This is a genomic window from Bacillus sp. lyk4-R2A-2 (assembly GCF_030209735.1).
Classification (GTDB): Bacteria; Bacillota; Bacilli; order Bacillales; family Bacillaceae; genus Bacillus; species Bacillus pumilus.
In genome coordinates this window covers 618,522-643,337 of record NZ_JARVRK010000004.1, presented here as the reverse complement: position 1 = coordinate 643,337, position 24,816 = coordinate 618,522, and the positions used below count along the sequence as shown (strand labels likewise).

Annotated in this window: 26 protein-coding genes; all 26 read right to left on the bottom strand. The window is 42.1% G+C overall.

From position 1 onward, the window contains the following. Positions 1-130 precede the first annotated feature (130 nt). Positions 131-1,033: a DNA-processing protein DprA gene (gene dprA / locus QRN39_RS06075; RefSeq protein WP_284906481.1), complete on the bottom strand. Its 903-nt coding sequence runs from the start codon at positions 1,031-1,033 to the stop codon at positions 131-133. A 63-nt stretch (positions 1,034-1,096) separates the two neighbouring features. Continuing rightward, on the bottom strand, positions 1,097-1,999 hold the full coding sequence (gene sucD, locus QRN39_RS06070; protein WP_003212080.1) for a succinate--CoA ligase subunit alpha: 903 nt from the start codon (positions 1,997-1,999) through the stop codon (positions 1,097-1,099). A gap of 22 nt (positions 2,000-2,021) precedes the next feature. Further along, positions 2,022-3,182, bottom strand: coding sequence for an ADP-forming succinate--CoA ligase subunit beta (gene sucC / locus QRN39_RS06065; protein WP_003211841.1), 1,161 nt, complete (start codon positions 3,180-3,182; stop codon positions 2,022-2,024). Between the two features lie 176 nt (positions 3,183-3,358). After that, the gene (locus tag QRN39_RS06060) at positions 3,359-3,634 is read right to left on the bottom strand and encodes a FlhB-like flagellar biosynthesis protein (protein WP_003211418.1); all 276 of its coding nucleotides are present in this window, start codon (positions 3,632-3,634) and stop codon (positions 3,359-3,361) included. Continuing rightward, entirely contained in the window at positions 3,631-5,367 is a 1,737-nt protein-coding gene (locus QRN39_RS06055) for a glycosyltransferase (RefSeq protein ID WP_253622621.1), read from the bottom strand. The genes QRN39_RS06060 and QRN39_RS06055 overlap by 4 nt, the downstream gene beginning before the upstream one ends. Positions 5,368-5,394: 27 nt before the next feature. Beyond that, positions 5,395-6,159, bottom strand: a complete 765-nt coding sequence (locus QRN39_RS06050; protein ID WP_003210902.1) for a ribonuclease HII — start codon at positions 6,157-6,159, stop codon at positions 5,395-5,397. 76 nt (positions 6,160-6,235) lie between these two features. After that, positions 6,236-7,084 (bottom strand): ribosome biogenesis GTPase YlqF, encoded by an 849-nt coding sequence (ylqF, locus tag QRN39_RS06045; protein WP_050945052.1) that lies wholly within the window; start codon positions 7,082-7,084, stop codon positions 6,236-6,238. A gap of 88 nt (positions 7,085-7,172) precedes the next feature. Beyond that, positions 7,173-7,520 (bottom strand): 50S ribosomal protein L19, encoded by a 348-nt coding sequence (gene rplS / locus QRN39_RS06040; RefSeq protein ID WP_003212364.1) that lies wholly within the window; start codon positions 7,518-7,520, stop codon positions 7,173-7,175. Positions 7,521-7,657: 137 nt separating this feature from the next. Then, the gene (gene trmD / locus QRN39_RS06035) at positions 7,658-8,392 is read right to left on the bottom strand and encodes a tRNA (guanosine(37)-N1)-methyltransferase TrmD (protein ID WP_003211682.1); all 735 of its coding nucleotides are present in this window, start codon (positions 8,390-8,392) and stop codon (positions 7,658-7,660) included. Beyond that, the gene (gene rimM / locus QRN39_RS06030) at positions 8,389-8,913 is read right to left on the bottom strand and encodes a ribosome maturation factor RimM (protein WP_284906476.1); all 525 of its coding nucleotides are present in this window, start codon (positions 8,911-8,913) and stop codon (positions 8,389-8,391) included. Before rimM ends, trmD begins: the two co-directional genes overlap by 4 nt. A gap of 8 nt (positions 8,914-8,921) precedes the next feature. Next, the gene (locus tag QRN39_RS06025; RefSeq protein ID WP_050945054.1) at positions 8,922-9,308 is read right to left on the bottom strand and encodes a YlqD family protein; all 387 of its coding nucleotides are present in this window, start codon (positions 9,306-9,308) and stop codon (positions 8,922-8,924) included. 103 nt (positions 9,309-9,411) lie between these two features. Next, positions 9,412-9,657 carry a KH domain-containing protein gene (locus tag QRN39_RS06020; RefSeq protein ID WP_012009937.1) on the bottom strand — a complete coding sequence of 82 codons (246 nt, stop codon included), beginning with the start codon at positions 9,655-9,657 and terminating at the stop codon, positions 9,412-9,414. Beyond that, on the bottom strand, positions 9,657-9,929 hold the full coding sequence (gene rpsP, locus QRN39_RS06015) for a 30S ribosomal protein S16 (RefSeq protein WP_003212139.1): 273 nt from the start codon (positions 9,927-9,929) through the stop codon (positions 9,657-9,659). Before rpsP ends, QRN39_RS06020 begins: the two co-directional genes overlap by 1 nt. 105 nt (positions 9,930-10,034) lie before the next feature. Continuing rightward, positions 10,035-11,375 (bottom strand): signal recognition particle protein, encoded by a 1,341-nt coding sequence (ffh, locus tag QRN39_RS06010; RefSeq protein ID WP_050945055.1) that lies wholly within the window; start codon positions 11,373-11,375, stop codon positions 10,035-10,037. Positions 11,376-11,388: 13 nt separating this feature from the next. Further along, the gene (locus tag QRN39_RS06005; protein WP_003210763.1) at positions 11,389-11,721 is read right to left on the bottom strand and encodes a putative DNA-binding protein; all 333 of its coding nucleotides are present in this window, start codon (positions 11,719-11,721) and stop codon (positions 11,389-11,391) included. Positions 11,722-11,863: 142 nt separating this feature from the next. Beyond that, a complete protein-coding gene (gene ftsY, locus QRN39_RS06000; protein WP_003211188.1) occupies positions 11,864-12,850 on the bottom strand; it encodes a signal recognition particle-docking protein FtsY in 987 nt (328 codons plus the stop codon). A gap of 22 nt (positions 12,851-12,872) precedes the next feature. Beyond that, positions 12,873-16,433, bottom strand: a complete 3,561-nt coding sequence (smc, locus tag QRN39_RS05995; RefSeq protein WP_284906470.1) for a chromosome segregation protein SMC — start codon at positions 16,431-16,433, stop codon at positions 12,873-12,875. A gap of 105 nt (positions 16,434-16,538) precedes the next feature. After that, positions 16,539-17,282 (bottom strand): ribonuclease III, encoded by a 744-nt coding sequence (rnc, locus tag QRN39_RS05990; RefSeq protein WP_284906468.1) that lies wholly within the window; start codon positions 17,280-17,282, stop codon positions 16,539-16,541. 184 nt (positions 17,283-17,466) lie between these two features. Beyond that, positions 17,467-17,700 (bottom strand): acyl carrier protein, encoded by a 234-nt coding sequence (gene acpP, locus QRN39_RS05985; RefSeq protein ID WP_003212028.1) that lies wholly within the window; start codon positions 17,698-17,700, stop codon positions 17,467-17,469. Between the two features lie 81 nt (positions 17,701-17,781). After that, positions 17,782-18,525: a 3-oxoacyl-[acyl-carrier-protein] reductase gene (gene fabG, locus QRN39_RS05980; RefSeq protein WP_050945057.1), complete on the bottom strand. Its 744-nt coding sequence runs from the start codon at positions 18,523-18,525 to the stop codon at positions 17,782-17,784. Beyond that, the gene (gene fabD, locus QRN39_RS05975; protein WP_253622622.1) at positions 18,525-19,469 is read right to left on the bottom strand and encodes an ACP S-malonyltransferase; all 945 of its coding nucleotides are present in this window, start codon (positions 19,467-19,469) and stop codon (positions 18,525-18,527) included. The genes fabG and fabD overlap by 1 nt, the downstream gene beginning before the upstream one ends. A 15-nt stretch (positions 19,470-19,484) precedes the next feature. Next, positions 19,485-20,483, bottom strand: a complete 999-nt coding sequence (gene plsX / locus QRN39_RS05970; RefSeq protein WP_003211133.1) for a phosphate acyltransferase PlsX — start codon at positions 20,481-20,483, stop codon at positions 19,485-19,487. Positions 20,484-20,498: 15 nt separating this feature from the next. Continuing rightward, positions 20,499-21,065 carry a transcription factor FapR gene (fapR, locus tag QRN39_RS05965; RefSeq protein ID WP_003210820.1) on the bottom strand — a complete coding sequence of 189 codons (567 nt, stop codon included), beginning with the start codon at positions 21,063-21,065 and terminating at the stop codon, positions 20,499-20,501. Between the two features lie 112 nt (positions 21,066-21,177). Next, positions 21,178-23,226: an ATP-dependent DNA helicase RecG gene (gene recG / locus QRN39_RS05960; protein ID WP_284906463.1), complete on the bottom strand. Its 2,049-nt coding sequence runs from the start codon at positions 23,224-23,226 to the stop codon at positions 21,178-21,180. Further along, the gene (gene sdaAA / locus QRN39_RS05955; protein ID WP_034620038.1) at positions 23,204-24,106 is read right to left on the bottom strand and encodes an L-serine ammonia-lyase, iron-sulfur-dependent, subunit alpha; all 903 of its coding nucleotides are present in this window, start codon (positions 24,104-24,106) and stop codon (positions 23,204-23,206) included. The genes recG and sdaAA overlap by 23 nt, the downstream gene beginning before the upstream one ends. A 20-nt stretch (positions 24,107-24,126) precedes the next feature. Further along, a complete protein-coding gene (gene sdaAB, locus QRN39_RS05950; RefSeq protein ID WP_003212160.1) occupies positions 24,127-24,789 on the bottom strand; it encodes an L-serine ammonia-lyase, iron-sulfur-dependent subunit beta in 663 nt (220 codons plus the stop codon). Positions 24,790-24,816 lie beyond the last annotated feature (27 nt).

The following is a 24,816-nucleotide window of genomic DNA, read 5'->3' as shown; positions in this document are numbered from 1 at the left end:
TTGCACCTATCTAACAGGCAATCATGAAAAATTCTTTATGATGAACATCATTATAAACACGAAAAACAAAGTGTAAACTTAAATCCTCACTATTATTAAATATTCCTATGTCTTTTGTCAAACGATATTTTTATGAGAGTTCAGTATATTGAACGCTGCGGAAGGAGAATTCCTCTAAAATATCCTTCGTTGAATGAACAAGCTTTGCTCCCTGCTGTATAAGTCTGGCTGGACCTGTGGAATTAGGATCAAAGATTGATCCTGCAACCGCAAATACCTCTTTGCCTTGCTCAAGTGCTTGATAGGCGGTAATGAGTGAACCGCTCTTTTCTTTGCACTGAATCACGATGGTTCCACTTGTGAGCGCACTAATTAAACGATTCCTCAAAGGGAAATGCCACTTTTCTGGTTTGACATAAGGCGGATGCTCGGATAAAAGCAAATGATGCTCGCCCATGTATTCAGCCATTTGCACATGATCCTTTGGGTATAAATGCTGAAACCCGCCTGCTATAATACCGATCGTTTTCCCTTTATTCCTAATGCACTCTTTATGTGCAAATCCATCAATGCCTTTTGCTAAGCCACTGACAATCGTCCAATCTTCCTTTACAAGCTCACCAACAATTTTCTTCACACATGCTTCTCCATAAGACGATGGAACTCGTGTGCCTACTACACCTAAACTTTTTTCTTCATTTAAATACGATATGTTTCCTTTTAGAAATAACACAGGGGGAGGATCATAAATATGTTTTAGTGTGCTGGGATATAAGGGTGATGTGATGGGAATCATGTGAATGTTTTGCTTTAAATAGGCTTGAACGATGTGTTGAAAAATGGGGAATTCTTTTTCTTCGGCTTGTTTTAAGCGGGTAAAGTCGATTGTTTGTAATGATCGATCCTGTTTGAAATGATGTGTTTCTTCATTTATATATAGCTCAGGATCGACTTTCCACCATTTTGTTAACAAAGAGGGTGAGATGAGGCCTTTTAAGCGGTGAAAAATCATTCTTTCGGACACGTTGTACATACCATTCCTCCTGTTTAAGATAGAAAGAAGAAGACTTGTCAAAGAACAAGTCTTCTTGTGTCATTAATGCGTTTTACAAGCTTCAAAGAGATTCTTCTCTTTTAGTACTTTAATCAAAGTTTCTCCCATGACAGATGGTGTCTCTGCCACTTCAATTCCACATTCACGCATTGTTTTTACTTTTTCATCAGCTGTTCCTTTACCACCAGAAATAATGGCACCAGCATGTCCCATGCGTTTTCCTGGAGGCGCCGTTTTACCGCCAATAAAGCCAACAACTGGCTTTGTCATATTTGCTTTTACCCATTCAGCTGCTTCTTCTTCAGCCGTACCGCCAATTTCACCGATCATAATGACAGCATGTGTATCAGGGTCTTCATTGAATGCTTTTAATACATCAATAAAGTTTGTCCCATTGACAGGGTCTCCGCCGATTCCTACAGCTGTCGATTGACCAACGCCAGCTTCTGAAAGCTGATGTACCGCTTCATATGTAAGCGTTCCAGAACGAGAAACAACCCCCACATGACCTTTTTTATGAATGTAGCCTGGCATGATCCCAATCTTACATTCTTCAGGTGTAATGACACCTGGGCAGTTAGGGCCAACAAGTCTTGTCTTTTTCCCTTCCATATACCGTTTTACTTTGACCATGTCAAGTACTGGAATATGTTCTGTAATACAAATGACTAGATCGACTTCTGCATCAACAGCCTCTAAAATGGCATCTGCTGCAAATGGTGCTGGTACATAGATAACAGAAGCATTTGCTCCAGTTGTTTGAACAGCTTCAGATACTGTATTAAATACAGGAACTCCTTCTACTTCAGTTCCACCTTTTCCAGGTGTGACACCGCCAACAATATTTGTTCCGTACTCAATCATTTGTTTTGTATGGAACAATGCGGTTGAACCGGTAATCCCCTGAACAATTACTCTCGTATTTTTATTAATAAATACACTCATTTAGGTTCCCTGCCTTTCTGCTCTACTTGACTAAAGATACAATCTTTTCTGCCCCGTCAGCCATAGACTCAGCAGAAGTGATATTTAAGCCTGAATCGCTCAGGATTTTCTTCCCTAATTCAACGTTTGTTCCTTCAAGACGTACAACGAGTGGTAATGTTAAGCCGACTTGTTTCGTCGCTTCAACGACACCTTCTGCAATGACATCACATTTCATGATGCCGCCAAAAATGTTCACGAAAATCCCTTTTACATTTTGATCAGATAAGATGATTTTAAATGCTTCCGTTACTTTTTCAGCTGTTGCACCGCCGCCAACATCCAGGAAGTTTGCAGGGTCCCCGCCGTAATGCTTGATGATATCCATTGTAGACATCGCAAGACCTGCACCATTGACCATACAGCCAATATTTCCATCTAGAGAAATGTAGCTTAGATCATATTTAGATGCTTCAATTTCTTTTGGATCCTCTTCATCAAGGTCACGGTATTCTAATATATCTTTTTGTCTATATAAGGCATTGCTATCAAAGTTTAATTTCGCATCAAGTGCCATGACTTTTCCATCGCCTGTTACAACAAGTGGATTAATCTCAGCAATTGAACAATCTTTTTCAACGAACGCATTGTAAAGACTTGTCATAAACTTAACAGCTTGGCCAACTAATTTTGTTGGAATATTAATTTTAAACGCTACTTCTCTCGCCTGATAGCCTTGCAATCCAATCGCTGGGTCGATGACCACTTTGACGATTTTTTCTGGCGTTTTTTCTGCTACTTCTTCAATTTCAGTACCGCCTTCTTCAGAAGCCATCAATACAATTCTTGATGTCGCTCTGTCCAAAACAAGTCCAACGTAGTACTCCTTTTGAATATCGCAGCCTTCTTCAATAAGTAAGCGTTTTATTTCGCGCCCCTCAGGCCCAGTTTGATGTGTGACAAGTGTTTTGCCGAGCAATTCCTCTGCAAACCCTTTCACTTCATCTTTTGTTTTTGCAATTTTTACCCCGCCTGCTTTACCACGGCCGCCTGCATGAATCTGTGCTTTTACGACATATACAGAGCTTTCTAGCTCTTCTGATGCTTTCACTGCTTCATCAGGTGTAAATGCTACTTTACCATTTGGAACTGAAACCCCATATTTTCTTAGGATTTCTTTTCCTTGGTACTCATGGATATTCATTTCCCATCCTCCCAACATATGTAGAAACAAAAATTATAAAATAGACTGCGCTTTCATTTTAAAGAATAAAAAAGAGAATGTCTAGGGTTCTATGTAAAATCGTAAAATCCTTCTAAACATTCAAACTTTTATTTTATTAAAAATATAAATTTTTCATTCAAAACACTTATTTTACCTTATTTTTTCATTTTTTGATCTAACCTATAGATAAATGAAAATATTTCTGCTACAGTATCGTATAACGCTTCAGGGATCTCCTCATCCAGCGTTAAGTGGCGCATGAGTTCGACTAAATTACGGTCTTCTTGGATAGGAACTCCCGACTTTTTTGCTTCTTCAATGATATGGTCTGCCACATAGCCGCTCCCTGTCGCGACGACTTTTGGCGCCTTTTGTTTTTCTTCATCATAATGTAGAGCGACCGCCCTTCTAAGCGGTTTTGAATCCTTCATACTCGTAAGTCCAGCCCTTTCTCGCTGATTTTATGAAAGTGTTCATCTAGAAAGTGAGACGGATCTACTGGCTCTTGTCTCTTCTTTGCTGTAATTCCCGTAAGGCTGTATCCTAAGGCATTTAAATTCTCCCGAACTGCTGGAATCATTGGATTAATGGCTCCTTGAAGTTCATGACCGGTTTCAACTGTAATTGACATGACCTTTTGCTGAATTGTACAGTCGATTAATGTTTCTTCGAGGTTTTCCATGTTTAAGTAAAACATAAGGCGACACTGAGAAATGTCAATAGAGCCATCTTTTTTCTTATGTCCTTTTAGAATAAAGGTTAAATCTTGAACACTATGTTTTGAAAAGAGCGGATAAGAGACCATCATTTGGCTGATGGTTTGGTTCTCCTGCTGCACAAATAACTGCCCGTTCAATCTATGAAACAATTGATCGACTTCTTTTTTTACGGGCTCTGGTAAATCAGACTGTCTCACATCATTTAAGACGAGCTTTAATTGGTGAAGCTCCTGATTTTTTACATCCTGGTTGCCTTTTTCGAGTAGTTTCAGCATACCGATTTCGTCACGTACACCTATTGCCTTTTTCATCGTCATGAGTAAATCGAGCACATCGGTTTTATTGCTTAATGCGGGTTCCGTCTGCTGCACCACCTGAGCCAATGCTTTTGCCTCTATTTTTGACAGGAATGGAAATTCTTTTTGAAGCACAGATGCTTTTGCGTCAGGCTGAGATCCAGCCTGCTGAAGCCCTTGCAGCAATGACGTGAGCTGTTTTAAGCTAGGTTCTTGCTGCCCATCTGCGCCTTGTTTTATTAAACTTGTAAGTATCCGCTCAATTTGCTGAGGCGGGATGTGCAGCTCTTTTGGACTTGTTGACTGCTGCACGTTAGATTGAAGAACTTGGGTCGTCTGACGCTCTTGAGCGATTGGAGTTTGGCTATTTTCTTTTGGTTGAGTCAGATTGGGCTGAGGCGTTACAGGTAGACTTCCTCCTTGCTTCGTCGCCCCTTCTCTCGCTGCTAGAAGGACCGATAAGAGCTTTTCTGCATGGACAGACGTCTCAGCATCTATGACTGATCGAACGGCTTGTGTAAGCGCCTGTGTGGCGTCTGAGTGCTTCGGGAGCTGTGTTAAGCGTTCTAGCAGCGCTGTCATATCCTGATGAAGAGCAGAGGATGATTTCACAGCTAAAATGGATTGAAGCACTCCTTCCTGGATCGGCAAGTCTTTCTTTAAAGCAAATAGAAGTGCCTGGAGACCTTTTTTCACATCAGCTCCTTGAAGCTGTTCGATCCACTTCACTGCCGTTTTTAACTCTGTTTCGTTGATAACCGATTTTTCTTTTAAAAAAGCTGTGGCTGTTAGAATGTTTTCAAGTCCGCTTTTCAGAGAGAGACCTTCTAATAGTTTGGCAGCGGCATCCTTTAATGTCTTAGGATCTTGATCAAATTGCTGGACTGGCCTTAGTTTATTGAGGCTGTCTCCACCCTCTTGTTCAAATTGGAACCAATAAAATGCGTCTGCTTTGAGCTGAGCCGCTAGCTGTGCTTTTATTTTTGTTGAGCCTATTTGAACAAGGGCTGTATCATCTCCAAGCATTTTCAGTACTTTACCGAGAATCAGCCGATGCACATTTTCCTTTCCTTCGGTGTTTAATGGCACAGATTCTGCCGCACTTAACCGGCTATTCAGTGCTGTATGTATGTCCTCAACTCTTGTCATCACAGGCAGCCTCCTTAGGTCAAAAATTTATGAGATAACGGATTTCACTGGTGCAAACGATAATCGATGGATTGGGGCAGCTCCATGTGTTTGAATGGCAGCCAAATGCTCTTTTGTTCCGTACCCTTTATGTTTTTCAAATTGATACTCAGGGTACTTACGCCCGTATTCTTCCATCATCTGATCTCTTGTCACCTTTGCAATACATGCACCTGCTGCGATGGATGCACTTTTTGCATCTCCTTTGATGATATTCTCCTGGTGAATAGGAAGTGGGAGCGTCATGGCATCTATGAGTAGATAATCAGGTGTATGAGTTAACTGCTCCACCGCTCTCACCATCGCCAGTCTTGATGCCTCGTAAATATTGATTTCATCAATTGTAGCCGCATCAACAATGCCGATACCGATATCAAGTGCTTCTTTTTGGATCAGGTCATAATATGCCAATCTTTTTTTCTCAGATAATTGCTTTGAGTCGTTTAAACCGAGCAGGACTGTATCTTCCTTTAATATGACAGCTGCTGCTACAACGGGGCCTGCCAGCGGTCCTCTTCCTGCTTCATCTATTCCAGCAATACATGTGTATCCCTGCGCCTTAGCATTGTTTTCAAATTGCAGCATCTCATTCCATGCTACATGAAGTTGCTGCTGCTTTTCTCTCTCTTTGTGCCACTTCTCTATCAGTTTTTGGACACTTTTTCTCTTATCATCTTTTACAAGCTCATGAATGTATGACTCGTCTTGCGAATGCTTTTCTATCAGTTCTTTTATTTGTTTCACTGTGTACATAGGCTTTTCGTCAGCCTCCTTCTTTATATCGGCAGTTTTCCGCAAAAAATAAAGACCCGCATGAGCTGCGTGTCTTTTAGCTTTCAGGCTTCTCAAAAGTGAGGGGACCAAATTTTTCTGTTCGAATATCCCGAATAATGATTTCGGTGGTTTTGTCGTAATTAATCAATCCACCGCTCATGAGACAGCCGCGCTTTGTACCTATTGCATCAAACAGCTCAGCCGTATCTTCAGGGATCTCCGTTAGGTCATAGCGTTTTTTTAATCTCTCTGGATAGTTTTCTTCTAGAAAGCGAAGTCCATATACAGCGACATCCTGTAAGTTGATGATAGAATCTTTGATCGCTCCAGTTACCGCTAGCCTAAGTCCTACTTTCTCATCTTCAAACTTCGGCCAGAGGATTCCAGGTGTATCGAGCAGTTCCAATTCTTTCCCTACCTTCACCCATTGCTGTGAGGTGGTAATACCAGGACGGTCTCCTGTTTTGGCAATGTTCTTTTTCGCTAAACGATTGATTAAGGTCGATTTCCCGACGTTGGGAATCCCGATAATCAGCGCCCGGATTGCACGTGGTTTAACACCTTTTGCTTTCATGCGGTCGAATTTTTCTTTTAAGATTTCTTTTGAAGTTGTGATGATCTGATTTAACCCTTGTCCATCGACAGAGTTAATAGCAAGTGACCGAACGCCTTGCTGCTCAAAGTGCGCCTGCCACTCCTTTGTCACACGAGGATCCGCTTTATCTGCTTTGTTTAATAGCATGATTTTGGGTTTATTCTGAAGGATTTCTTCGATCATTGGGTTTCTAGAGGACATCGGAATTCTAGCATCAGTTAATTCAAATACGATGTCGATGAGCTTTAATTTTTCTGTGACTTCACGTCTTGCTTTTGCCATATGGCCTGGAAACCATTGAATCGTCATATGTGCACCTTCTCTTCTATCGATTATCTCTATACATTGTACAAAAAAAGAGCCTGTTACAGGTAACAAGCTCTTTCCTTTGATATCATTATCGTCTGATTTCTTTGATACGAGCCGCTTTACCGCGAAGTTCACGTAGGTAGTAAAGTTTCGCACGACGTACCTTACCGTGACGTACAACTTCGATGTTAGCGATTTTTGGTGTGTGTACAGGGAATGTACGCTCAACGCCTACACCGTAAGAAATCTTACGAACTGTGAAAGTTTCGCTGATTCCACCACCACGACGCTTAATTACAACACCTTCAAAGATCTGGATACGCTCACGAGTACCCTCGACAACTTTAACGTGTACACGTAAAGTGTCACCAGGACGGAACGCAGGAAGATCAGTGCGTAATTGTTCTTTTGTGATTTCTTCAATCAAATGTTGCATCGTTTTCAACTCCTTCCAACAGATGCTCATGTCCTCTTTCTTCATTGCAGCGGAACATCGTTTTCAAACTTGAATCGGCAAGCCGTCCAAGTCACAAGTAGTATCATACCATACCTCTATGCAGTGTGCAATACAATCTAGTCATTATGAAGCTGCCAAAGCCATCTTTTTTCTTCATCTGTTAACGTTTTGCATGAATCGATCAAATCTGGCCTTCTTGTATAGGTTCGCTTCAAGGATTCTTTGCGCCGCCACTCTTCAATTTTGGCATGATTTCCAGAGAGGAGCACTTCCGGCACTTTTAGTCCTTTATAATCGGCTGGCCTTGTATAGTGAGGATGCTCTAGCAAACCTGTACTAAATGAATCTTCAATGTGAGACGCTTCTTTTCCAAGCACATGAGGCAAAAGCCTGACCACACTGTCTGCAATCATCATCGCTGGCAGCTCTCCGCCTGTGAGAACGAAATCTCCGATTGAGATTTCATCTGTGACAAGATGCTCCCTGATGCGCTCATCGTAGCCTTCATAATGGCCGCAAATGAACATAAGGTGTTCTTCTTTTGCAAGTTCCTCTGCCTTCTTTTGTGTATATCTTTCTCCTTGAGGACAGACAAGAATAATTCGGGGCTTCTTGCTTGCTTTCTTCGTTAAATCTTCTACCGCATCGAATACGGGCTGTGCTTTCAGTACCATACCAGCACCGCCGCCATACGGATAGTCATCTACTGTTTTATGCTTATGATCCGAATACTCTCTAAAATTGACAACATTGAATGAGACGGCTTCTTTCTCCTGTGCCTTTTTTAAGATCGATGAGTGGAGCACACCTTCGAACATTTCAGGAAAAAGTGTTAAGAAGTCGATTTTCATTCGTCAATGAGTCCTTCCATCACTTCAATGTGTATGGTTTTGGATGAGATATCGATCTTTTTGACGACAGATGGGATATAAGGAATCAGGGCATCTTTTTTGCCTTTTCTTCCGACCACCCAGACATCATTTGCCCCTGGTGTTAAAATCTCTTTGATTTGGCCGACAAGCTGATCCTCTTCATCGTATACTTCACAGCCAATGATTTGGTGGAAATAAAATTCTCCTTCATCTAAAGAGACGAGATGTTCTTTTTCTACTTTTAAGATTGATTCTTTCAATAGCTCTGCTTCATTTAATGAGCTAATTTCTTCAAATGTGAGCAAATCAAACTGTTTGTGCTGCCTATGTGATGCGACAGTGGCTTTCAGCGGCTCCCCTTGACCTTGCTTAAAAATATAGAGGACGCTTCCTTTTTTGTAACGCTCTTCTGGGAAATCTGTCTTTGACACGACGCGTACTTCTCCGCGCACTCCGTGTGTATTGACAATCTTTCCAACATTCAACCATTCTTGTTCCATGTTCTCAATCACCCCTGACGTATTTCCACAATGGTGCCGTCTTTCACGACGATGACATTGTCTTGCATCTTGTCATCCCATTTATCACCTATTTTCACTTCAACCAGCGCATCCACTTCTGTCTCTTTCATTTCACTTCCAAGCGGCAAAATATGCAGCTGCTCTACTTGAAAGTCAATTTGCTGGATCTTCTCCTGCCGTTTATCGATGGCTTTTTGAAATTGAGGGATGGCTTCTTGCTGATGTGGTTCTTTTTCATGTTTTTTCAGTTGAAAATATAGTTGGTTGCATTCACGTTCTAGTCTTTCTTTTTTCTCCAAAAAAGTCGTTAACAGTTTGTCCTTACTGCTTTCAGTTAATACTTGCATGACGGTGACATGTTGAATGATCTGCATCTTCCTTTTTGTCCCCCTATCCGAAGGCATTTGTCCTCTACAGTATAACGAAAAATAGATTTAAACGTGTAAAAAAAGGGGAGGTCCTAAGCCCTCTCCCTTTTTAGTCAGCAATCTCAAGTTGAACTTTCTTAGAAGACTCTGCACTTGCTGCAAACATGACTGTTCGTATCGCTTTCGCTGTACGTCCCTGCTTTCCGATCACCTTTCCGGTATCTTCAGCATTGACAGACAGTGTGTAAATCACTTGCTCATCTTTTTCTAATGAAGATACGTGAATATCTTCTGGGAAATCAACAAGTGGCTCGACGATGGACACAATCAATTCTTCCAAGGACAGCTCATTCATTATTTGCTGTTTTTCGCATTATGAAATTTTTCAAGAATTCCTTGGCTTGAGAAAAGGTTGCGAACTGTATCAGATGGTTTCGCACCATTTTGAAGCCATTTAAGAGCTAATTCTTCGTTGATTTTCACCTCAGCTGGTGATAACACTGGATTGTATGTTCCAACTGTTTCGATGAAACGACCATCACGTGGTGAACGAGAATCTGCTACTACAATACGATAGAAAGGAGATCTTTTTGATCCCATACGTTTTAAACGAATTTTTACTGCCATTTTACTAGCACCTCCGAAAATATTTCAACAAGATAGTATATTAACAATGATAAAAGGGTTTGTAAAGTGTTTTTTCTTAACAACGGTTTTATCATGTATAACCAATTACATAAATGGTAATTTAAAGCCTTTTTTCTTTCCTTTGGACATGTTGGTCATTTGCTTCATCATCTTTTTCATTTCGTCAAATTGCTTTAAGAGGCGATTGACTTCCTGTACAGATGTTCCGCTTCCTTTTGCAATCCGTTTTCTTCGGCTTGCATTGATGACCTCTGGCTGTTCTTTTTCCTCGGTCGTCATTGATTTAATGATCGCTTCGATGTGATTGAGCTGCTTTTCGTCTACTTGGACGTTTTTGAGCCCTTTCATTTTACCGGCTCCCGGCATCATTTGGATCAATTCATCAAGTGGACCCATGTTACGAACTTGGCCAAGCTGCTCGAGGAAATCATCGAGTGTAAAGCTCATGGTCCGCATTTTTTGTTCAAGCTCTTTCGCTTTATCTTGGTCCACGTTTGCCTGTGCTTTTTCAATCAGTGTAAGCACATCTCCCATGCCAAGAATTCTTGATGCCATCCGTTCTGGGTGGAATGGTTCAATCGCGTCAAGCTTTTCACCTAGCGCGGCGAATTTAATCGGCGTATTAGTGACAGCTCGAATGGAAAGTGCTGCACCGCCTCGTGTATCCCCGTCTAGTTTCGTTAAAACGACACCTGTTAAACCTAGCTGTTCATTAAAGCTTTTCGCTACATTGACAGCATCTTGACCTGTCATAGAGTCAACAACAAGGAAAATTTCTTCTGGACTCGCTACTTCTTTTACTTTCTGAAGTTCATCCATCAATTCTTCATCAATATGAAGGCGTCCTGCTGTATCTAAAATGACATAATCATGGTGTTCTTCTTTCGCTTTTTCGATTGCCTGTTTGGCAATCTCGACAGGACTGACTTGATCACCTAATGAAAACACAGGCATATCAAGCTGTTTCCCTAGCGTTTCAAGCTGCTGGATCGCTGCTGGTCTGTAAATATCTGCAGCCACCATCATCGGCTTGCGATTATGTTTTTTGCGAAGTAAATTGGCAAGCTTCCCAGTTGTGGTGGTTTTACCTGCCCCTTGAAGACCAACCATCATAATGACCGTCGGAGATTTTTTCGCTACAGCGATTTTACTCTCTTCTCCGCCCATTAATTCAGTGAGTTCTTCTTTTACAACTTTAATGACCTGTTGCCCAGGGGTAAGGCTTTTCATGACCTCTTGTCCAACTGCCCGCTCACTTACTTTTTTCACAAAGTCTTTGACTACTTTAAAATTGACGTCAGCTTCAAGAAGGGCAAGGCGTACCTCGCGCATCATTTCCTTTACATCTTGTTCTGACACTTTTCCTTTGCCGCGGATTTTTGAAATCGTCTGCTGCAGTCGGTCGGCTAATCCTTCAAATGCCATACTGTGCCGCCTCCTAATCTAATTTCTCAAGCGATTCAATTAAAGCTTCTGCTTCTTCCATCTGAGCGGAATCTGCTACGAGCTCACTCATTTTTTTGAGAAGTTCTTTACGCTCTTTAAATTTCTTAAACAAGAGCAGCTTTTCTTCATATTGTTCAAGCATCGCTTCAGTCCGTTTAATATTATCATAAACAGCCTGTCTTGATACTTCATATTCATCCGCAATTTCACCGAGGGAAAAATCGTCTAGGTAGTAAAGCGACATGTAGCTCTTTTGCTTTGCGGTTAACAACGATTGATAGAAGTCAAACAAGTAGTTCATTCTCGTTGTTTTTTCAAGCGTCATGGGCTCTCTCCCCTTTGTTAAGTTCATTCCCTTTACATCAACTAAGTTTACACGGTTCTCTACTGTGTGTCAAGTTTTTATCTTGTCACTGCATGAAGCGGCGTATAAATAAAAATGCCAGCAATTTTTGCCGGCATTTTTGTTAGTCCTCTTGATCAATCACGTCTGAGAATAATCCATACACATACGATTCTGCATCGAATTCTTGCAGATCGTCTACCTTTTCACCTAAACCGACGAGCTTCACGGGGATGTTTAACTCATTTCGAATTGCAAGGACAATCCCGCCTTTTGCAGTGCCGTCAAGCTTTGTTAAAGCAATTCCTGTCACATTCGTCGCTTTAGAAAATTCCTTCGCTTGTGCCATCGCATTTTGACCCGTTGTTGCATCAAGAGCGAGCAGCACTTCATGCGGTGCATCTGGAACCTCGCGTTCAATGACTCTCTTGACCTTCTCCAGTTCTTTCATCAAGTTGACTTTGTTTTGTAGTCTTCCTGCTGTATCACAGATAAGGACATCCGCATTTTTCGCTTTTGCTGATTGAACGGCATCATAGATCACCGCTGCTGGGTCAGAGCCAGCCGTCTGTTTGACAACAGGGACACCTGAACGCTCTCCCCATACTTCAAGCTGCTCTATCGCACCGGCACGGAATGTATCACCTGCTGCCAAAATGACGGATTTCCCATCATTTTTCAGCTTATTTGCAAGTTTGCCGATCGTCGTTGTTTTCCCAACGCCATTGACACCGACAAATAAAATGATATTTAATCGCCCGTCTTCAATATTCAGCGCAGAGATTTGTTCCTCTCCGCTATTGTAGATTTCAACCAGTTTTTCAGAGATGACCGATTGTACTTCACTTGGGTCTTGAATGTTTCTTAGTTTCACTTCTTTTTTCAGCTCATCAATCAGTTCCATCACCGTTGTGAAACCGACATCCGCGCCGATCAGAACTTCTTCTAATTCTTCAAAAAAGTCTTCATCAACTTTACGGTAGCGTGAAATGAGTTCATTTACTCTTCCTTGAAAGGAGTTTCTTGTTTTTTCAAGTCCATCCTTAAACTTTTCTGATACTGAATCGGTTTGCTGCGTAAATTTTTCTTTTAATTTCTTAAAAAAGCTCATTTGGTTCAAAAACCTCCTTTAATTACTGGACAAGCTCTTTCGTTTCTTCTAGTTTGACAGATACAAGCTTAGAAACACCTGACTCCTGCATCGTAACACCGTAGAGCACATCTGCTTCTTCCATTGTTCCTTTGCGGTGCGTAATGACTATGAATTGTGTTTCTTCGCTGTATTTTTTTAAATATTGTGCAAAGCGGAAAACATTGGCTTCATCAAGCGCCGCTTCTACCTCATCTAACACGCAGAATGGAACAGGTCTGACTTTTAAAATAGAGAATAGTAAAGCGATCGCTGTCAATGCTCTCTCACCGCCTGAAAGAAGGCTTAAGTTTTGCAGCTTTTTCCCTGGCGGCTGCGCGACAATATCAACGCCAGAGTTTAGTAAATCGTTTGGATCTGTCAGCTTAAGATCTGCTTTCCCGCCGCCAAATAATGCTTGGAAAACTGATTCAAAATGCCCGCGAATTTGCGAGAATGTTTCAGAGAAGCGCTTTGTCATCTCTTGATCCATTTCTTCGATCACTTGGAATAATGTATTTTTCGCTTCTGTCAGATCATTTCGCTGTTCTGTTAAGAAAAGGTAGCGTTCATTTACTCGTTCATACTCATCAATGCTGCCTAAGTTCACTGTTCCTAGCTCTTCAATGGCTAATTTGATCAGCTTCACTCGTTTTCTTGCTTCATCTGGCGATAACGTCAGATGATACATCTCTTTTGCCCCTTCAAACGAAAGAGCATACTCTTCGTTCAAATAAGCGATGAGGTTGTCGAGCTCAACCTCCATACGGCCAAGCTTAATTTCTTCATCTTTTAAGCTTGTGGTGAGCTGCTTGTAAAGGCGTTTTTGTTCTTTCAGTTCACGTTCAGCAAATTCTAACGTTTCAGAAAGAGCAAGACGCTGTTTGCGCCGCTCTGAAATGAGCGCGGTTGTTTTGTTTTTATTTTCAAGCTTCTCTTTCGCCGCTTCTTCCAGCTGTTCTGCTCCGCTTGAGCTAGATGTCATTTCACTTGTTAAGAGTGACAGATCTTCTTTTGTTTCCGTCAGCGTTTGTTCAGCCTCTTCTAATTCGGCCATTAAGCTCGAAAGCTTTTCTTGTTCATTCGCTAAGGACTGCTCTTTTTTGGCAAGCGAGATTTTCAGCTCTGTTAATTCGGCAGAAATGGTTTCTTTCGTTGAGCTTTGGGTCTGCTTACGCTTTGTTAATGTATTGATCTCTTGATCAAGGGTGGTCAATTTCTCCCCTATAGAAACTTCAAGAGCTGCCTGCTTTTTGTCCTTATCTGTAAGTTCAGTAGAACGCAGCTGCAATTCTTCTTTTTCTTGGTCATAGAGTTCAAGGTGAGCATTAATATTTTTTTCTGCTACTTGCAGTTCGTATAGCTTCCCTTTGAGCTTTTGCTGCTGTTCTCGAAGCGTTTCTCCCCGCTGACGCAGTTCGTTTAATTGACTTTCGTTTGCTGCAATCAATTGCTTCGTTTCTTTTGTTTCCTTTTCAAGGATCGTCGTTTTTTCTTCCATTTCAACAAGCTGCTTTGTTAATGTTTCGATTTCACGGTTTCTTGAAAGAAGGGAGTTGTTCTTTTTCTTAACACCGCCACCAGTCATTGAACCGCCGGGGTTCACAACATCTCCATCGAGGGTCACGATGCGATAACGATGACCAAGTATTTTTGCCAGTTCATTGGCGCCTTTTAAGTCTCTAACGATCAGAACCGTTCCAAGCAAGTTCTGTATGACCTTTTGATACTTTTCTTCAAAGGAAACAAGGTGACTTGCTACACCGATAAATGCAGCGTGCTGCTCGGCTGTTTGGACGTCTCTATGCTGAATGGTTCGTTCTTTGATCACATTCATTGGCAGGAAGGTTGCTCGTCCAAAGGAGTGCTGCTTTAAGTATGCAATTGCTTGTCGCGCTGCGGCTTCGTTTTCTGTGACGACGTGCTGCGTTGCTGCGCCTAACGCGATTTCAATCGCTGTCTCATGCTGCTGATCTGTTTGAATCAGCTCTGCAATGGCACCGTGAATACCGCCTAACCGTTCTTTTGCCTTTAAGACCTCTTTTACTCCTTGGAAAAAGCCTGAGAAGTCTTCCTGCATGGATTCTAGCATCTCTTTTTTTGACTTTGCCTGCTGCACATATTGATAGGCTTGGTAAAGAGCCGTTTCTTTTTTCTCGTATTGACGTTTCATTTGCTCAAGTTTTTGCTCCGCTTCTCTAAAACGCTTGACCTGAGCCAGAATGTCTTCTTCTAGGGCTGAAAGCTGCTGCTCAGCCTCTGTTTTCTTCTCTTTGACAGACACACGTTCTTCAATGTGTTTTTGGTTGTTTTGCGTGAGCCGATCTAGCTGCATGGCCGCTTGGCGCTGCTGTTCTTCTAATAATTTGCGTTCGTTGCGGATGGAAGCCTGTTCATTGAGCAGATCAAAATAATCGCTTTTCAGCTGTTCAATTTGACCTTCCACATCTTCAGTATGAAGCGACAGTTGATGCTGCTTTGTTTTCACTTCATCTTTTAGCTGCTGCACTTCTTTTTGAAGGCTGTCCCGCGCGATTTTCTGCTGCTGAATCTTTTCGGTTAGCTGCGCCTGCTTTTCAGTTAAACGAATGAGCGTTTCTTCTAGCTGCCCTTGGTTTGCGGCTGCATTTTTCTTCCGTTCTTTTAGTACTTCTTTTTTACCTTCAAGCTTTTCTAATTCCTCACTTGTGAAAAGAAGAACTTCTTGCAGGTCATTAATTGATTCGTCAAGTGCTTGAATTCGGTCTCTTGACTCTTCAATTTTAGCTTCTTTTGCTTGAATATCTGTGGATTGCTTCATTTCATCTTGTTTGAAGCGCTCGACAGCTTCACCAAGTGTTGTCCATTTTTCATGAAGTGCTTCGATGTCATGGACAGTTAAGGCGATTTCGACATTTTCAAGCTCTTCTTTTTTTTGCAAATAGTCCTTTGCAATAGATGCCTGCATTCTTAATGGTTCTACTTGATCTTCTAGTTCATGCAGAATATCTTCTACTCGGTTTAAGTTGTCCTGCGTTTCAAACAGTTTATTCTCGGCTTTTTTCTTTCTTGTTTTATATTTCAAAACACCAGCCGCTTCTTCAAAGATGCTTCTTCTCTCTTCTGCCTTACTAGATAGAATTTCCTCTACCTTTCCTTGGCTGATGATCGAAAAAGCTTCCTTTCCAAGACCTGAATCCATGAAAAGATCAATAATATCTTTTAAGCGGACAGATTGATTGTTTATGAGAAATTCACTTTCTCCTGAACGATAGACTCTTCTTGTCACACTGACTTCGTGAAAATCGATCGGTAAAAAGTGATCTTCGTTATCTAATGTTAAAGTCACTTCTGCTAGGTTGACTCTTTTTCTTGAGTCGCTTCCTGCAAAAATGATGTCTTCCATTTTTCCTCCGCGGAGGCTTTTCGCTGATTGTTCTCCAAGTACCCAGCGGATGGCATCGGTAATATTACTTTTGCCGCTTCCGTTTGGTCCAACAACAGCGGTGACCCCTTTGACAAAGTCCACGGTCACTCGCTGTGCAAAAGATTTGAATCCTATCACGTCTAAACGTTTGAGGAACATGAGAGTGATCCTCCTTATGTATTTAAAGTACTATTATCTTACCATATGAAGTGAAAAAAGATGATGGAAAACAGAGTGAAATCCCCCTGAATGACGAGGGGGATTTTATTGGTTCATATGATGTTTCTGCAATTTAGCAAGTGCTTCCTGTGCAGCATGCTGTTCTGCTTCTTTTTTACTGCGGCCATTTCCAATTCCAAGCACTTCTCCGCGAAGGGAGACATTTGCTTCAAATTCCCGGTTGTGTGCTGGTCCTTTTTCATGCAGGATGTGGTATTCAAGTACACCTTTTCCATCGCGCTGAACGAATTCTTGCAGCTGGCTTTTAAAGTCCATGACATGCGAGAACGCTCCATCATTAATTTTCGGATAAACATAGGCTTCTAGGAATCGCTCCACTGGCTTAAGCCCTTGATCTAAATAAAGTGCCCCGATAAACGCCTCGAATACGTCCGCTAAAAGTGCTGGGCGTTTTCTCCCGCCTGTCATTTCTTCGCCTTTTCCTAAAAGAACAAGGTCTCCGAAGGACAGCTCATGTGCCAGAGACACAAGTGACGGTTCACATACGATCGCTGCTCTTAGTTTTGTTAAATCTCCCTCGCTCATCGCAGGGTATTTCGCAAATAAGAATTGAGAGATGGTCAATTCTAAAACAGCATCTCCTAGAAATTCAAGTCTTTCATTATCCTCGTATGGCTTTTTCCGGTGTTCATTCACATAAGAGGAATGCGTAAAGGCTTGATATAGAAGTTTTTCATTTTGAAAGTGTACAGAAATACGCTGCTGGAATTCTCTAAATTGCTCTAGTTTTTTGCTCTGTTTCTGTTTGTCTTTATATTGTTTTGGCATAGCAACCTCCAGGTAGGCTTAATCGCCTTTAAGGATACTGATTATATGGAGTCTCTCTTTCTACATGCAAGGAAACTTTGCTCCTTAGCATCTGAAAAAGGCTGACAATTGATCAGCTGAATATGTTGAAACTAACATAAATTTTGAAAGTCCCGTCATGAAAACAGACGGGACTTTGTTACGCTTATTGCTGGCTATTTATGTAGTTCACAGCGTCACCGACTGTTGCAATTTTTTCAGCATCTTCGTCAGAAATTTCCATATCGAACTCATCTTCAAGTTCCATAACTAGCTCAACTACATCAAGGGAATCAGCGCCTAAATCTTCTTTAAATGAAGCTTCCATTTTCACGTCAGCCTCATCAACGCCAAGGCGGTCTACAATAATTTTTGATACACGCTCTAATACGTCTGCCATTGCCTTTCACCTCCCCTCAAAGTATTATAGTTGATTCGTTTTTAAAAAACTAGAGAAAACCTAATGAAATTTTGATATTTCTTAGGACATGACCATTCCGCCATCTACTTGGATGGTTTGGCCTGTAATATAACCTGCTCCTTCTGAAGCTAAAAAGACAACAACGTTGCTAATATCTTCAGGTGCACCAAAGCGTGCAAGCGGGATCTGCTTAAGCATTTCAGTTTGTACATTCTCATCAAGCTTGTCTGTCATATCTGTAGAAATAAAGCCTGGTGCTACTGCATTGACTGTAATATGACGAGTTGCCAGCTCTTTTGCTGTTGTTTTCGTTAATCCGATGACACCAGCTTTTGCTGCAACATAGTTTGCTTGTCCAGGATTTCCACATACGCCAACTACTGAAGCCAAGTTGATGATTCTTCCGCTGCGCTGTTTCATCATTTGACGTGTCACGGCTTTTGTACAGTTAAAGACACCTTTTAAGTTTATGTTAATGACGTCATCCCATTCATTTTCTTTCATTCTCATGAGCAGATTATCCTTTGTGATCCCTGCATTATTGACAAGAATGTCAATTGAGCCAAATGTGTCAATCGCTTGTTTCATGAGCGATTGTACTTCTTCAGCATTTGAAACATCAGCTTTAACGGCAAATGCCTGCTGGCCAAGTGCTTTGATTTCGTCTACGACTTCATTTGCTTTTGCTTCGTTTCCAGAATAGTTGACGACAACATTTGCACCATTCTTTGCTAAATCGATCGCAATAGAACGGCCAATCCCGCGTGATGCACCTGTTACAACGGCTGTTTTATTTGTAAGCATCAAGAATCCTCCTTCAATGTTTCAATGGCTGCTTCAATTGTTTCCTGATCTGAAACTGAAATAGTTGTCAGGCGGCGATTGACCTTTTTCACAAGACCTGAAAGCACTTTGCCTGGGCCAATTTCAATAAACGTTGTCACGCCTAAATCAATCAGACGTTCTACACTTTCTTCAAATCGAACAGGAGAATACAATTGTTCAATGAGCTTTGTTTCAATAGCATCACGAGATGTAACGATGTCTGCTGTGACATTTGAGATCACTGGTGTTTTGGCATCTGTAATGCTTAGCTTTGACAGAACATCTGTGAATTTTTCAGCGGCTGGTTTCATTAAGGCAGAATGGAAAGGTCCACTCACTTCAAGGGCAATCGCACGTTTTGCGCCTTTTTCTTTCGCTTTCTCTGAAGCGAGTTCAACCCCTTTTGCTGTACCAGAGATCACGATTTGACCAGGACAGTTTAAGTTAGCGAGTTCTACAAGATGACCACTCTCTGTCACTTCTTTTGTCACTTCTAAAAGCGCAGCTTGATCTAAGCCAAGGATCGCTGCCATAGCGCCTTCTCCTGCTGGAACAGCTTCGTTCATTAATTCGCCGCGCTTTCTCACTGCATAGACAGCATCTTGAAACGAAAGTGCGCCTGCCGCAACGAGGGCCGTATATTCACCAAGGCTATGTCCTGCTGCGTAATCTGCTTTGATTCCGCTCTCTTCAAATTTCTTTAAGATGGCGATACTTGTCGTTAAAAGAGCTGGCTGCGCGTTATAAGTGAGCGTCAGCTCTTCTGCATCTCCTTCAAAAATCATTGAAGATAAGTCAAAACCGAGGGTCTTGTCTGCTTCTTCAAATACAGCTTTAGATACTGCTTCTTGGTCAAATAAATCTTTTCCCATGCCAATTTTTTGAGAGCCTTGGCCAGGGAATAAAAATGCAATTTTAGTCATGCTGCTATACCTCCATTAAGACTCGTTCGTGGTTTCTTTTTGGACTTCTTGATGAATGATGGCTGAAACGTCTTTTTCTACGATATCACGTGCCTGACGAATGGCATGAAAAATGGCGTTTTCATCAGAGGAACCGTGCGCTTTAATGACAGGTGCCTTTAAACCAAATAAAGCGGCACCGCCATATTCGGAGTAATCCATTTTAGACTTCATCTGCATCAATTTCGGCTTCATCATGCCAGCCGCTATTTTTGCTGTGAAGCTGGATGTTAATGTTTCTTTCAGCATTTTAAAGACAGAAAGAGCTGTGCCTTCAATCGTTTTCAGGGCGATATTTCCTGTGAAACCATCTGTGACAACGACATCAGCTACACCTTCTAGTAAATCACGAGACTCCACATTTCCTACGAAATTCAAATTTGATGCTTTCAATAATTCAAAGGTTTTTTTTGTGAGATCGTTGCCTTTTTTATCTTCTGTTCCTACATTTAACAATCCTACACGCGGATTGCTCTTTGGAAAAACACGCTCTGCGTAGATTGAACCCATCATCGCATATTGCACAAGGTGTTCTGGTTTGGCATCAACGTTTGCGCCGACATCTAGTAATAAAAACCCACTGCCATCAAGTGTTGGCAGTGTTGGAGCAAGTGCCGGTCTATCGATGCCATCAATTCTTCCTACGATAAACAGTCCTGCTGTCATGAGTGCGCCAGTGTTTCCTGCTGAAATACAAGCATCTGCTCGTCCTTCGGATACTTCTTGCGCCATTTTCACCATAGATGAATCCTTTTTACGTCTAACTGCACGCACTGGTTCATCTGTCGGTTCAATGACTTCTTTTGCATCTAAAATCGTGATGCGCTCGTTATTTGTTATGTATGGTTTGATTTTATTTTCATCGCCGACAAGTGTAATCTCGATATCTGAAAATGCCGTTAAGCTTTTTTGCACACCGTCAATAATGGCTTTAGGGGCATGGTCTCCCCCCATTGCATCGACTGCAATTCTCATATTACGTGCCACCTTTTACTTTTGTTTTGAGCGATACATGACGAAGTCACCTGAGAAGACAACTTCCTCACCGACATAGCTGTTTACTTCAACTACAGTTCTGCCTTTTTCTTTATCATGCGAGGCTACTTTGGCTTTTGAGACAACTCGTTCGCCTTGTTTAACCTGCCTTGTAAATTTAATATTCGCTTTTGCTGTTAAAGCCAGTTCATCGTCAATGACCGCTACTGCAAGCGAATTTGCCTGGGCGAAGAGATGATGTCCCCTGGCAATTTGGTTTCGGCTAAATACATGCTCTTTTCTCACTTCTAAAATGGAAATGGCTTGATCATCAAGCTCTACATCAATCATTTCTCCAATCACTTCATCCAGCGGAAGTGACTTCACTTCATCCTCTAATGTCTTTTCGGCCACATGCTTAATTCTTTCGCGTAATTCAGGAATTGACAGTTCCAAACGATCAAGACGAACCGTTTGAATGCTTACACCGAATTTACTTGCCAATTCTTCATCAGTAATGAACGGAGTCGAGCTGATCGTTTGCTGGAGAAGCTTTTGACGTTCTTTTTTATTTAGTTTCATATGCAGACACCATCCGTACATTTATGACTAGGTACTAATAGTAGTATATAATCTCATAGATGATAAATCAATCCTTGTTTCAAAAAGACAAGAAAATTCCTCCAGCGCTTGATCAGCTTAATTTATCTCCGCCCAGCACCCCGCTGTCTACAAGTGTTTGCCGAAGTTCTTTGTATTCGGAATCTGTCCAAAATGCATCTGATTGCACAAGTTCTGCCGCATCTTTTCTAGCGGTTTCCAGTGCTCTGTAGTCATGAACCATATCTGCTACTTTAAATTCAGGCATTCCGCTTTGTTTTTTACCGAAGAAATCACCGGGTCCTCTTAGCTCTAAGTCCTTTTCAGACAGCTCAAAGCCGTCGGTTGTTTCGGACATAATCCTCATCCGCTCTTTCCCGGTTTCCGATTTTGGATCCGCCATTAAAACACAAAATGATTGATGCTCTCCGCGTCCAACCCGGCCTCTGAGCTGATGAAGCTGAGACAGTCCGAAGCGGTCTGCATCGTAAATGACCATGATGGTCGCATTCGGCACGTTGACACCCACTTCAACGACTGTGGTTGAAACGAGAATTTGTACTTCATTTGCTGTAAAGTCTCTCATCACCTGATCTTTTTCATCACTCGCCAGTTTCCCGTGCATTAAGCCGATCGACCACTTACCGCGGTATGCCTCTGTCAGCATGCTGTGGACATCAATCGCATTTTGGACATCCAGCTTGTCCGATTCTTCTATGAGTGGACAAATAATATATGCCTGTCTTCCTTTTTTTAGCTCTTTATCTACAAATGCAAGAATCCTCTCAAGCATGTCATGCTTGACCCAATACGTTTCGATCTGTTTTCTGCCGGCTGGTAATTCATCAATGACGGAAACGTCCATTTCTCCAAAAACAGTGATCGCAAGTGTGCGCGGAATAGGTGTGGCAGTCATGAATAAGACATCTGGGTCCTGCCCTTTACTTCTTAGTTTTTTCCTTTGCTCGACGCCAAACCGGTGCTGCTCATCTGTGATCACAAGACCGAGCTGCTGAAATTCGACTTCGTCTTGGATGAGCGCATGCGTTCCGACTAATATATCAATCTCGCCCTCTTTTAGACGTTCTAGCAATTCTCTGCGGCGCTTTCCTTTCACAGAGCTTGTTAGTAGAGCGATATTTAGTCCCCATTTTTCAAACAGCTGATAAAGGGAATCTGCATGCTGCTCTGCCAAAATCTCTGTTGGAACCATTAATGCACCTTGATAGCCGGATAAATGAGCGGCATATAGTGCAATAGCTGCAACAGCAGTTTTCCCTGAACCTACATCCCCTTGCAGCAGACGGTTCATCCGGTACGGGGACGCCATATCAGACATAATTTCATCAAGCACTCTTGATTGTGCCTTTGTAAGCGGAAATGGCAGACTGTGAACAAACTCAAAAACAGCGTCTTTAGAAAACGGATGCTGGATGCCCGATGTTTTTTCTCGTTCTTTCTTTCTGATGGCCTGCATCTTCAGCTGGAAAATAAGAAATTCCTCGTACACAAAGCGGCGTCTTGCTTGCTTGAGCGAGTCTCTTGTTTCTGGCAGATGGATGGTTTTTAATGCTTCCTGATAGGACATGAGTTTATAGGTAGAGACAAGCTGCTTTGGCAGTGGATCTTCAGCTTTATCTACATAAAGTGACAGGGCTTGTTTGACAAAACGCCTCATCATTTTCACGGTTACATTTTCTTTTACTGAATAAACAGGCTCTATACTGCCATCTTGCTCGTGCGTCCCTTTTTTAAATTCCTGCACCATGATCGATTGACGGTTTTTATCCCATTTGCCAGTGACGGATACCGTATCACCTAACACAAGGCTTCGTTTTAAATAAGGACGATTGAAGCAAATTGCTGTGATGAGAAAACGCCCGACAAGCAGCCTGAATGTCAGCCTGCTTCGTTTTTTTCCATAATAGGTGAGGACGGGCTCACTGTGCACTTTTCCTTCAACTGTGACACGTTCGTCATGCTTTACTTCTTCTAAGTTACGAAGCTCATAGTCGTCATATCGATAAGGAAAGTAGCCAAGTAAATCGGCTACTGTGTGAATTCCAAGTTCATTGAGTGTTTTTTCGGTTTCTTCTCCAATCCCCTTAAGGACTGAGACATTATCTTGCAGTTTCTGTATCACGAGATGGGGTCACACCTCCGAAAATCTTCTTTTCAAGCTCTCTTGCTGTCGGTGTCGCAGCAAGTCCGCCTTGTGCTGTTTCGCGAAGTGCCGTTGGCATGGTTTGACCGATTTTATACATCGCATCAATGACTTCATCACATGGGATACGGCTTGTGATGCCGGCAAGTGCCATATCTGCTGCAATCATCGCATTTGATGCACCCATGGCGTTTCGTTTTACGCACGGTACCTCAACAAGTCCAGCTACTGGGTCACAAACAAGTCCAAGCATATTTTTCAGTGTAATCGCCATTGCTTCAGCAGATTGCTGAGGTGTACCGCCTGCCATTTCGACAATGGCTGCTGCCGCCATCCCTGATGCTGAGCCTACCTCAGCCTGACAGCCGCCTGCTGCACCAGAGATGCTCGCATTATTGGCCACAACAAAACCAAATGCGCCAGAAGTGAATAGGAATCTGACCATTTGTTCCTTTGTTGGCTTTAATGTTTGTTTTACTGCAAATAACGTACCTGGCACAACACCTGCTGAGCCTGCTGTAGGCGTTGCACAGATCGTCCCCATTGCGGCATTGACTTCATTTGTTGCCACTGCCTTACTAACAGCATCTAATATCGTATGACCAGACAATGTTTTGCCTGATGCGATATACGCTTGAAGTTTGACCGCATCTCCGCCTGTTAAACCGGATAATGATTTCACACCTTTTAGCCCGTTTTCTACGGCTTGTTCCATCACTTCTAAGTTGCGGTACATCTGGGAGAAAATATCTTCACGTGATTTCCCTGTTACTTCCATTTCTTGCGTAATCATGATTTCTGAAATGGAGGTATTCCGTTCTTCTGTTAGCTGCACGAGTTCTTTGACGTTTTTAAACATCATTCATAACCTCCTTGTTGTTACTCTGCAATTTGTGTGACTTGAATAATGTTTGGCAGTGTTTCAAGCTCTGATAAGGCAGCTGGGTCAATATTTTGATCCACTTCGATGGTCATCAGAGCCTCTTGCCCGACATCTTTACGCGCCACTTCCATATGACCGATGTTGATGGCGAATTTCGCTAACACGTTGGCGACTGCCGCAATCGTGCCGTAGCGATCGTTATGAACCACAAGAATGGCAGGATGATTTCCTGAAAGTCTGAGCTCAAAGCCATTCAGTTCAGTAATTTCGATTTTACCACCGCCGATGGAAATCCCGATTAATTCAAGGCTTCCGTTCGCATCTGATATCTCTACTTTTGCTGTATTCGGATGCGCTGGTACCGCATCTTCTTCTTTAAATTCAATGTCGATCCCTTTGCTTTTTGCAATATCGATCGCTGTTTTGATGCGTTCATCAAATGTATCAAAGTCAAGAACGCCGCCGATCATGGCGACATCTGTACCATGTCCTTTATACGTATCTTTAAAAGAGCCATAAAATGAAACGACAATTCGCTTCGGTTCTCTTCCAAATAAGCTGCGAGCCACTCTTCCTATTCGAGCCGCACCCGCTGTGTGCGAACTTGATGGACCAATCATGACGGGTCCAATAATATCAAACACACTTCTAAATTTCATAGGTCTTCCCCTCTCATAACCACTCAC

Excerpts from the sequence above, each read along its gene's own strand:
- dprA (WP_284906481.1), bottom strand. The coding sequence starts at position 1,033 with ATGTACAACGTGTCCGAAAGAATGATTTTTCACCGCTTAAAAGGCCTC.
- sucD (WP_003212080.1), bottom strand. The coding sequence starts at position 1,999 with ATGAGTGTATTTATTAATAAAAATACGAGAGTAATTGTTCAGGGGATT.
- sucC (WP_003211841.1), bottom strand. The coding sequence starts at position 3,182 with ATGAATATCCATGAGTACCAAGGAAAAGAAATCCTAAGAAAATATGGG.
- QRN39_RS06060 (WP_003211418.1), bottom strand. The coding sequence starts at position 3,634 with ATGAAGGATTCAAAACCGCTTAGAAGGGCGGTCGCTCTACATTATGAT.
- QRN39_RS06055 (WP_253622621.1), bottom strand. The coding sequence starts at position 5,367 with ATGACAAGAGTTGAGGACATACATACAGCACTGAATAGCCGGTTAAGT.
- QRN39_RS06050 (WP_003210902.1), bottom strand. The coding sequence starts at position 6,159 with ATGTACACAGTGAAACAAATAAAAGAACTGATAGAAAAGCATTCGCAA.
- ylqF (WP_050945052.1), bottom strand. The coding sequence starts at position 7,084 with ATGACGATTCAATGGTTTCCAGGCCATATGGCAAAAGCAAGACGTGAA.
- rplS (WP_003212364.1), bottom strand. The coding sequence starts at position 7,520 with ATGCAACATTTGATTGAAGAAATCACAAAAGAACAATTACGCACTGAT.
- trmD (WP_003211682.1), bottom strand. The coding sequence starts at position 8,392 with ATGAAAATCGACTTCTTAACACTTTTTCCTGAAATGTTCGAAGGTGTG.
- rimM (WP_284906476.1), bottom strand. The coding sequence starts at position 8,913 with ATGGAACAAGAATGGTTGAATGTTGGAAAGATTGTCAATACACACGGA.
- QRN39_RS06025 (WP_050945054.1), bottom strand. The coding sequence starts at position 9,308 with ATGCAGATCATTCAACATGTCACCGTCATGCAAGTATTAACTGAAAGC.
- QRN39_RS06020 (WP_012009937.1), bottom strand. The coding sequence starts at position 9,657 with ATGAATGAGCTGTCCTTGGAAGAATTGATTGTGTCCATCGTCGAGCCA.
- rpsP (WP_003212139.1), bottom strand. The coding sequence starts at position 9,929 with ATGGCAGTAAAAATTCGTTTAAAACGTATGGGATCAAAAAGATCTCCT.
- ffh (WP_050945055.1), bottom strand. The coding sequence starts at position 11,375 with ATGGCATTTGAAGGATTAGCCGACCGACTGCAGCAGACGATTTCAAAA.
- QRN39_RS06005 (WP_003210763.1), bottom strand. The coding sequence starts at position 11,721 with ATGACGCTTGAAAAAACAACGAGAATGAACTACTTGTTTGACTTCTAT.
- ftsY (WP_003211188.1), bottom strand. The coding sequence starts at position 12,850 with ATGAGCTTTTTTAAGAAATTAAAAGAAAAATTTACGCAGCAAACCGAT.
- smc (WP_284906470.1), bottom strand. The coding sequence starts at position 16,433 with ATGTTCCTCAAACGTTTAGACGTGATAGGATTCAAATCTTTTGCACAG.
- rnc (WP_284906468.1), bottom strand. The coding sequence starts at position 17,282 with ATGCCAAAACAATATAAAGACAAACAGAAACAGAGCAAAAAACTAGAG.
- acpP (WP_003212028.1), bottom strand. The coding sequence starts at position 17,700 with ATGGCAGACGTATTAGAGCGTGTATCAAAAATTATTGTAGACCGCCTT.
- fabG (WP_050945057.1), bottom strand. The coding sequence starts at position 18,525 with ATGCTTACAAATAAAACAGCCGTTGTAACAGGTGCATCACGCGGGATT.
- fabD (WP_253622622.1), bottom strand. The coding sequence starts at position 19,469 with ATGACTAAAATTGCATTTTTATTCCCTGGCCAAGGCTCTCAAAAAATT.
- plsX (WP_003211133.1), bottom strand. The coding sequence starts at position 20,483 with ATGAGAATTGCAGTCGATGCAATGGGGGGAGACCATGCCCCTAAAGCC.
- fapR (WP_003210820.1), bottom strand. The coding sequence starts at position 21,065 with ATGAAACTAAATAAAAAAGAACGTCAAAAGCTTCTCCAGCAAACGATC.
- sdaAA (WP_034620038.1), bottom strand. The coding sequence starts at position 24,106 with ATGTTTAAAAACGTCAAAGAACTCGTGCAGCTAACAGAAGAACGGAAT.
- sdaAB (WP_003212160.1), bottom strand. The coding sequence starts at position 24,789 with ATGAAATTTAGAAGTGTGTTTGATATTATTGGACCCGTCATGATTGGT.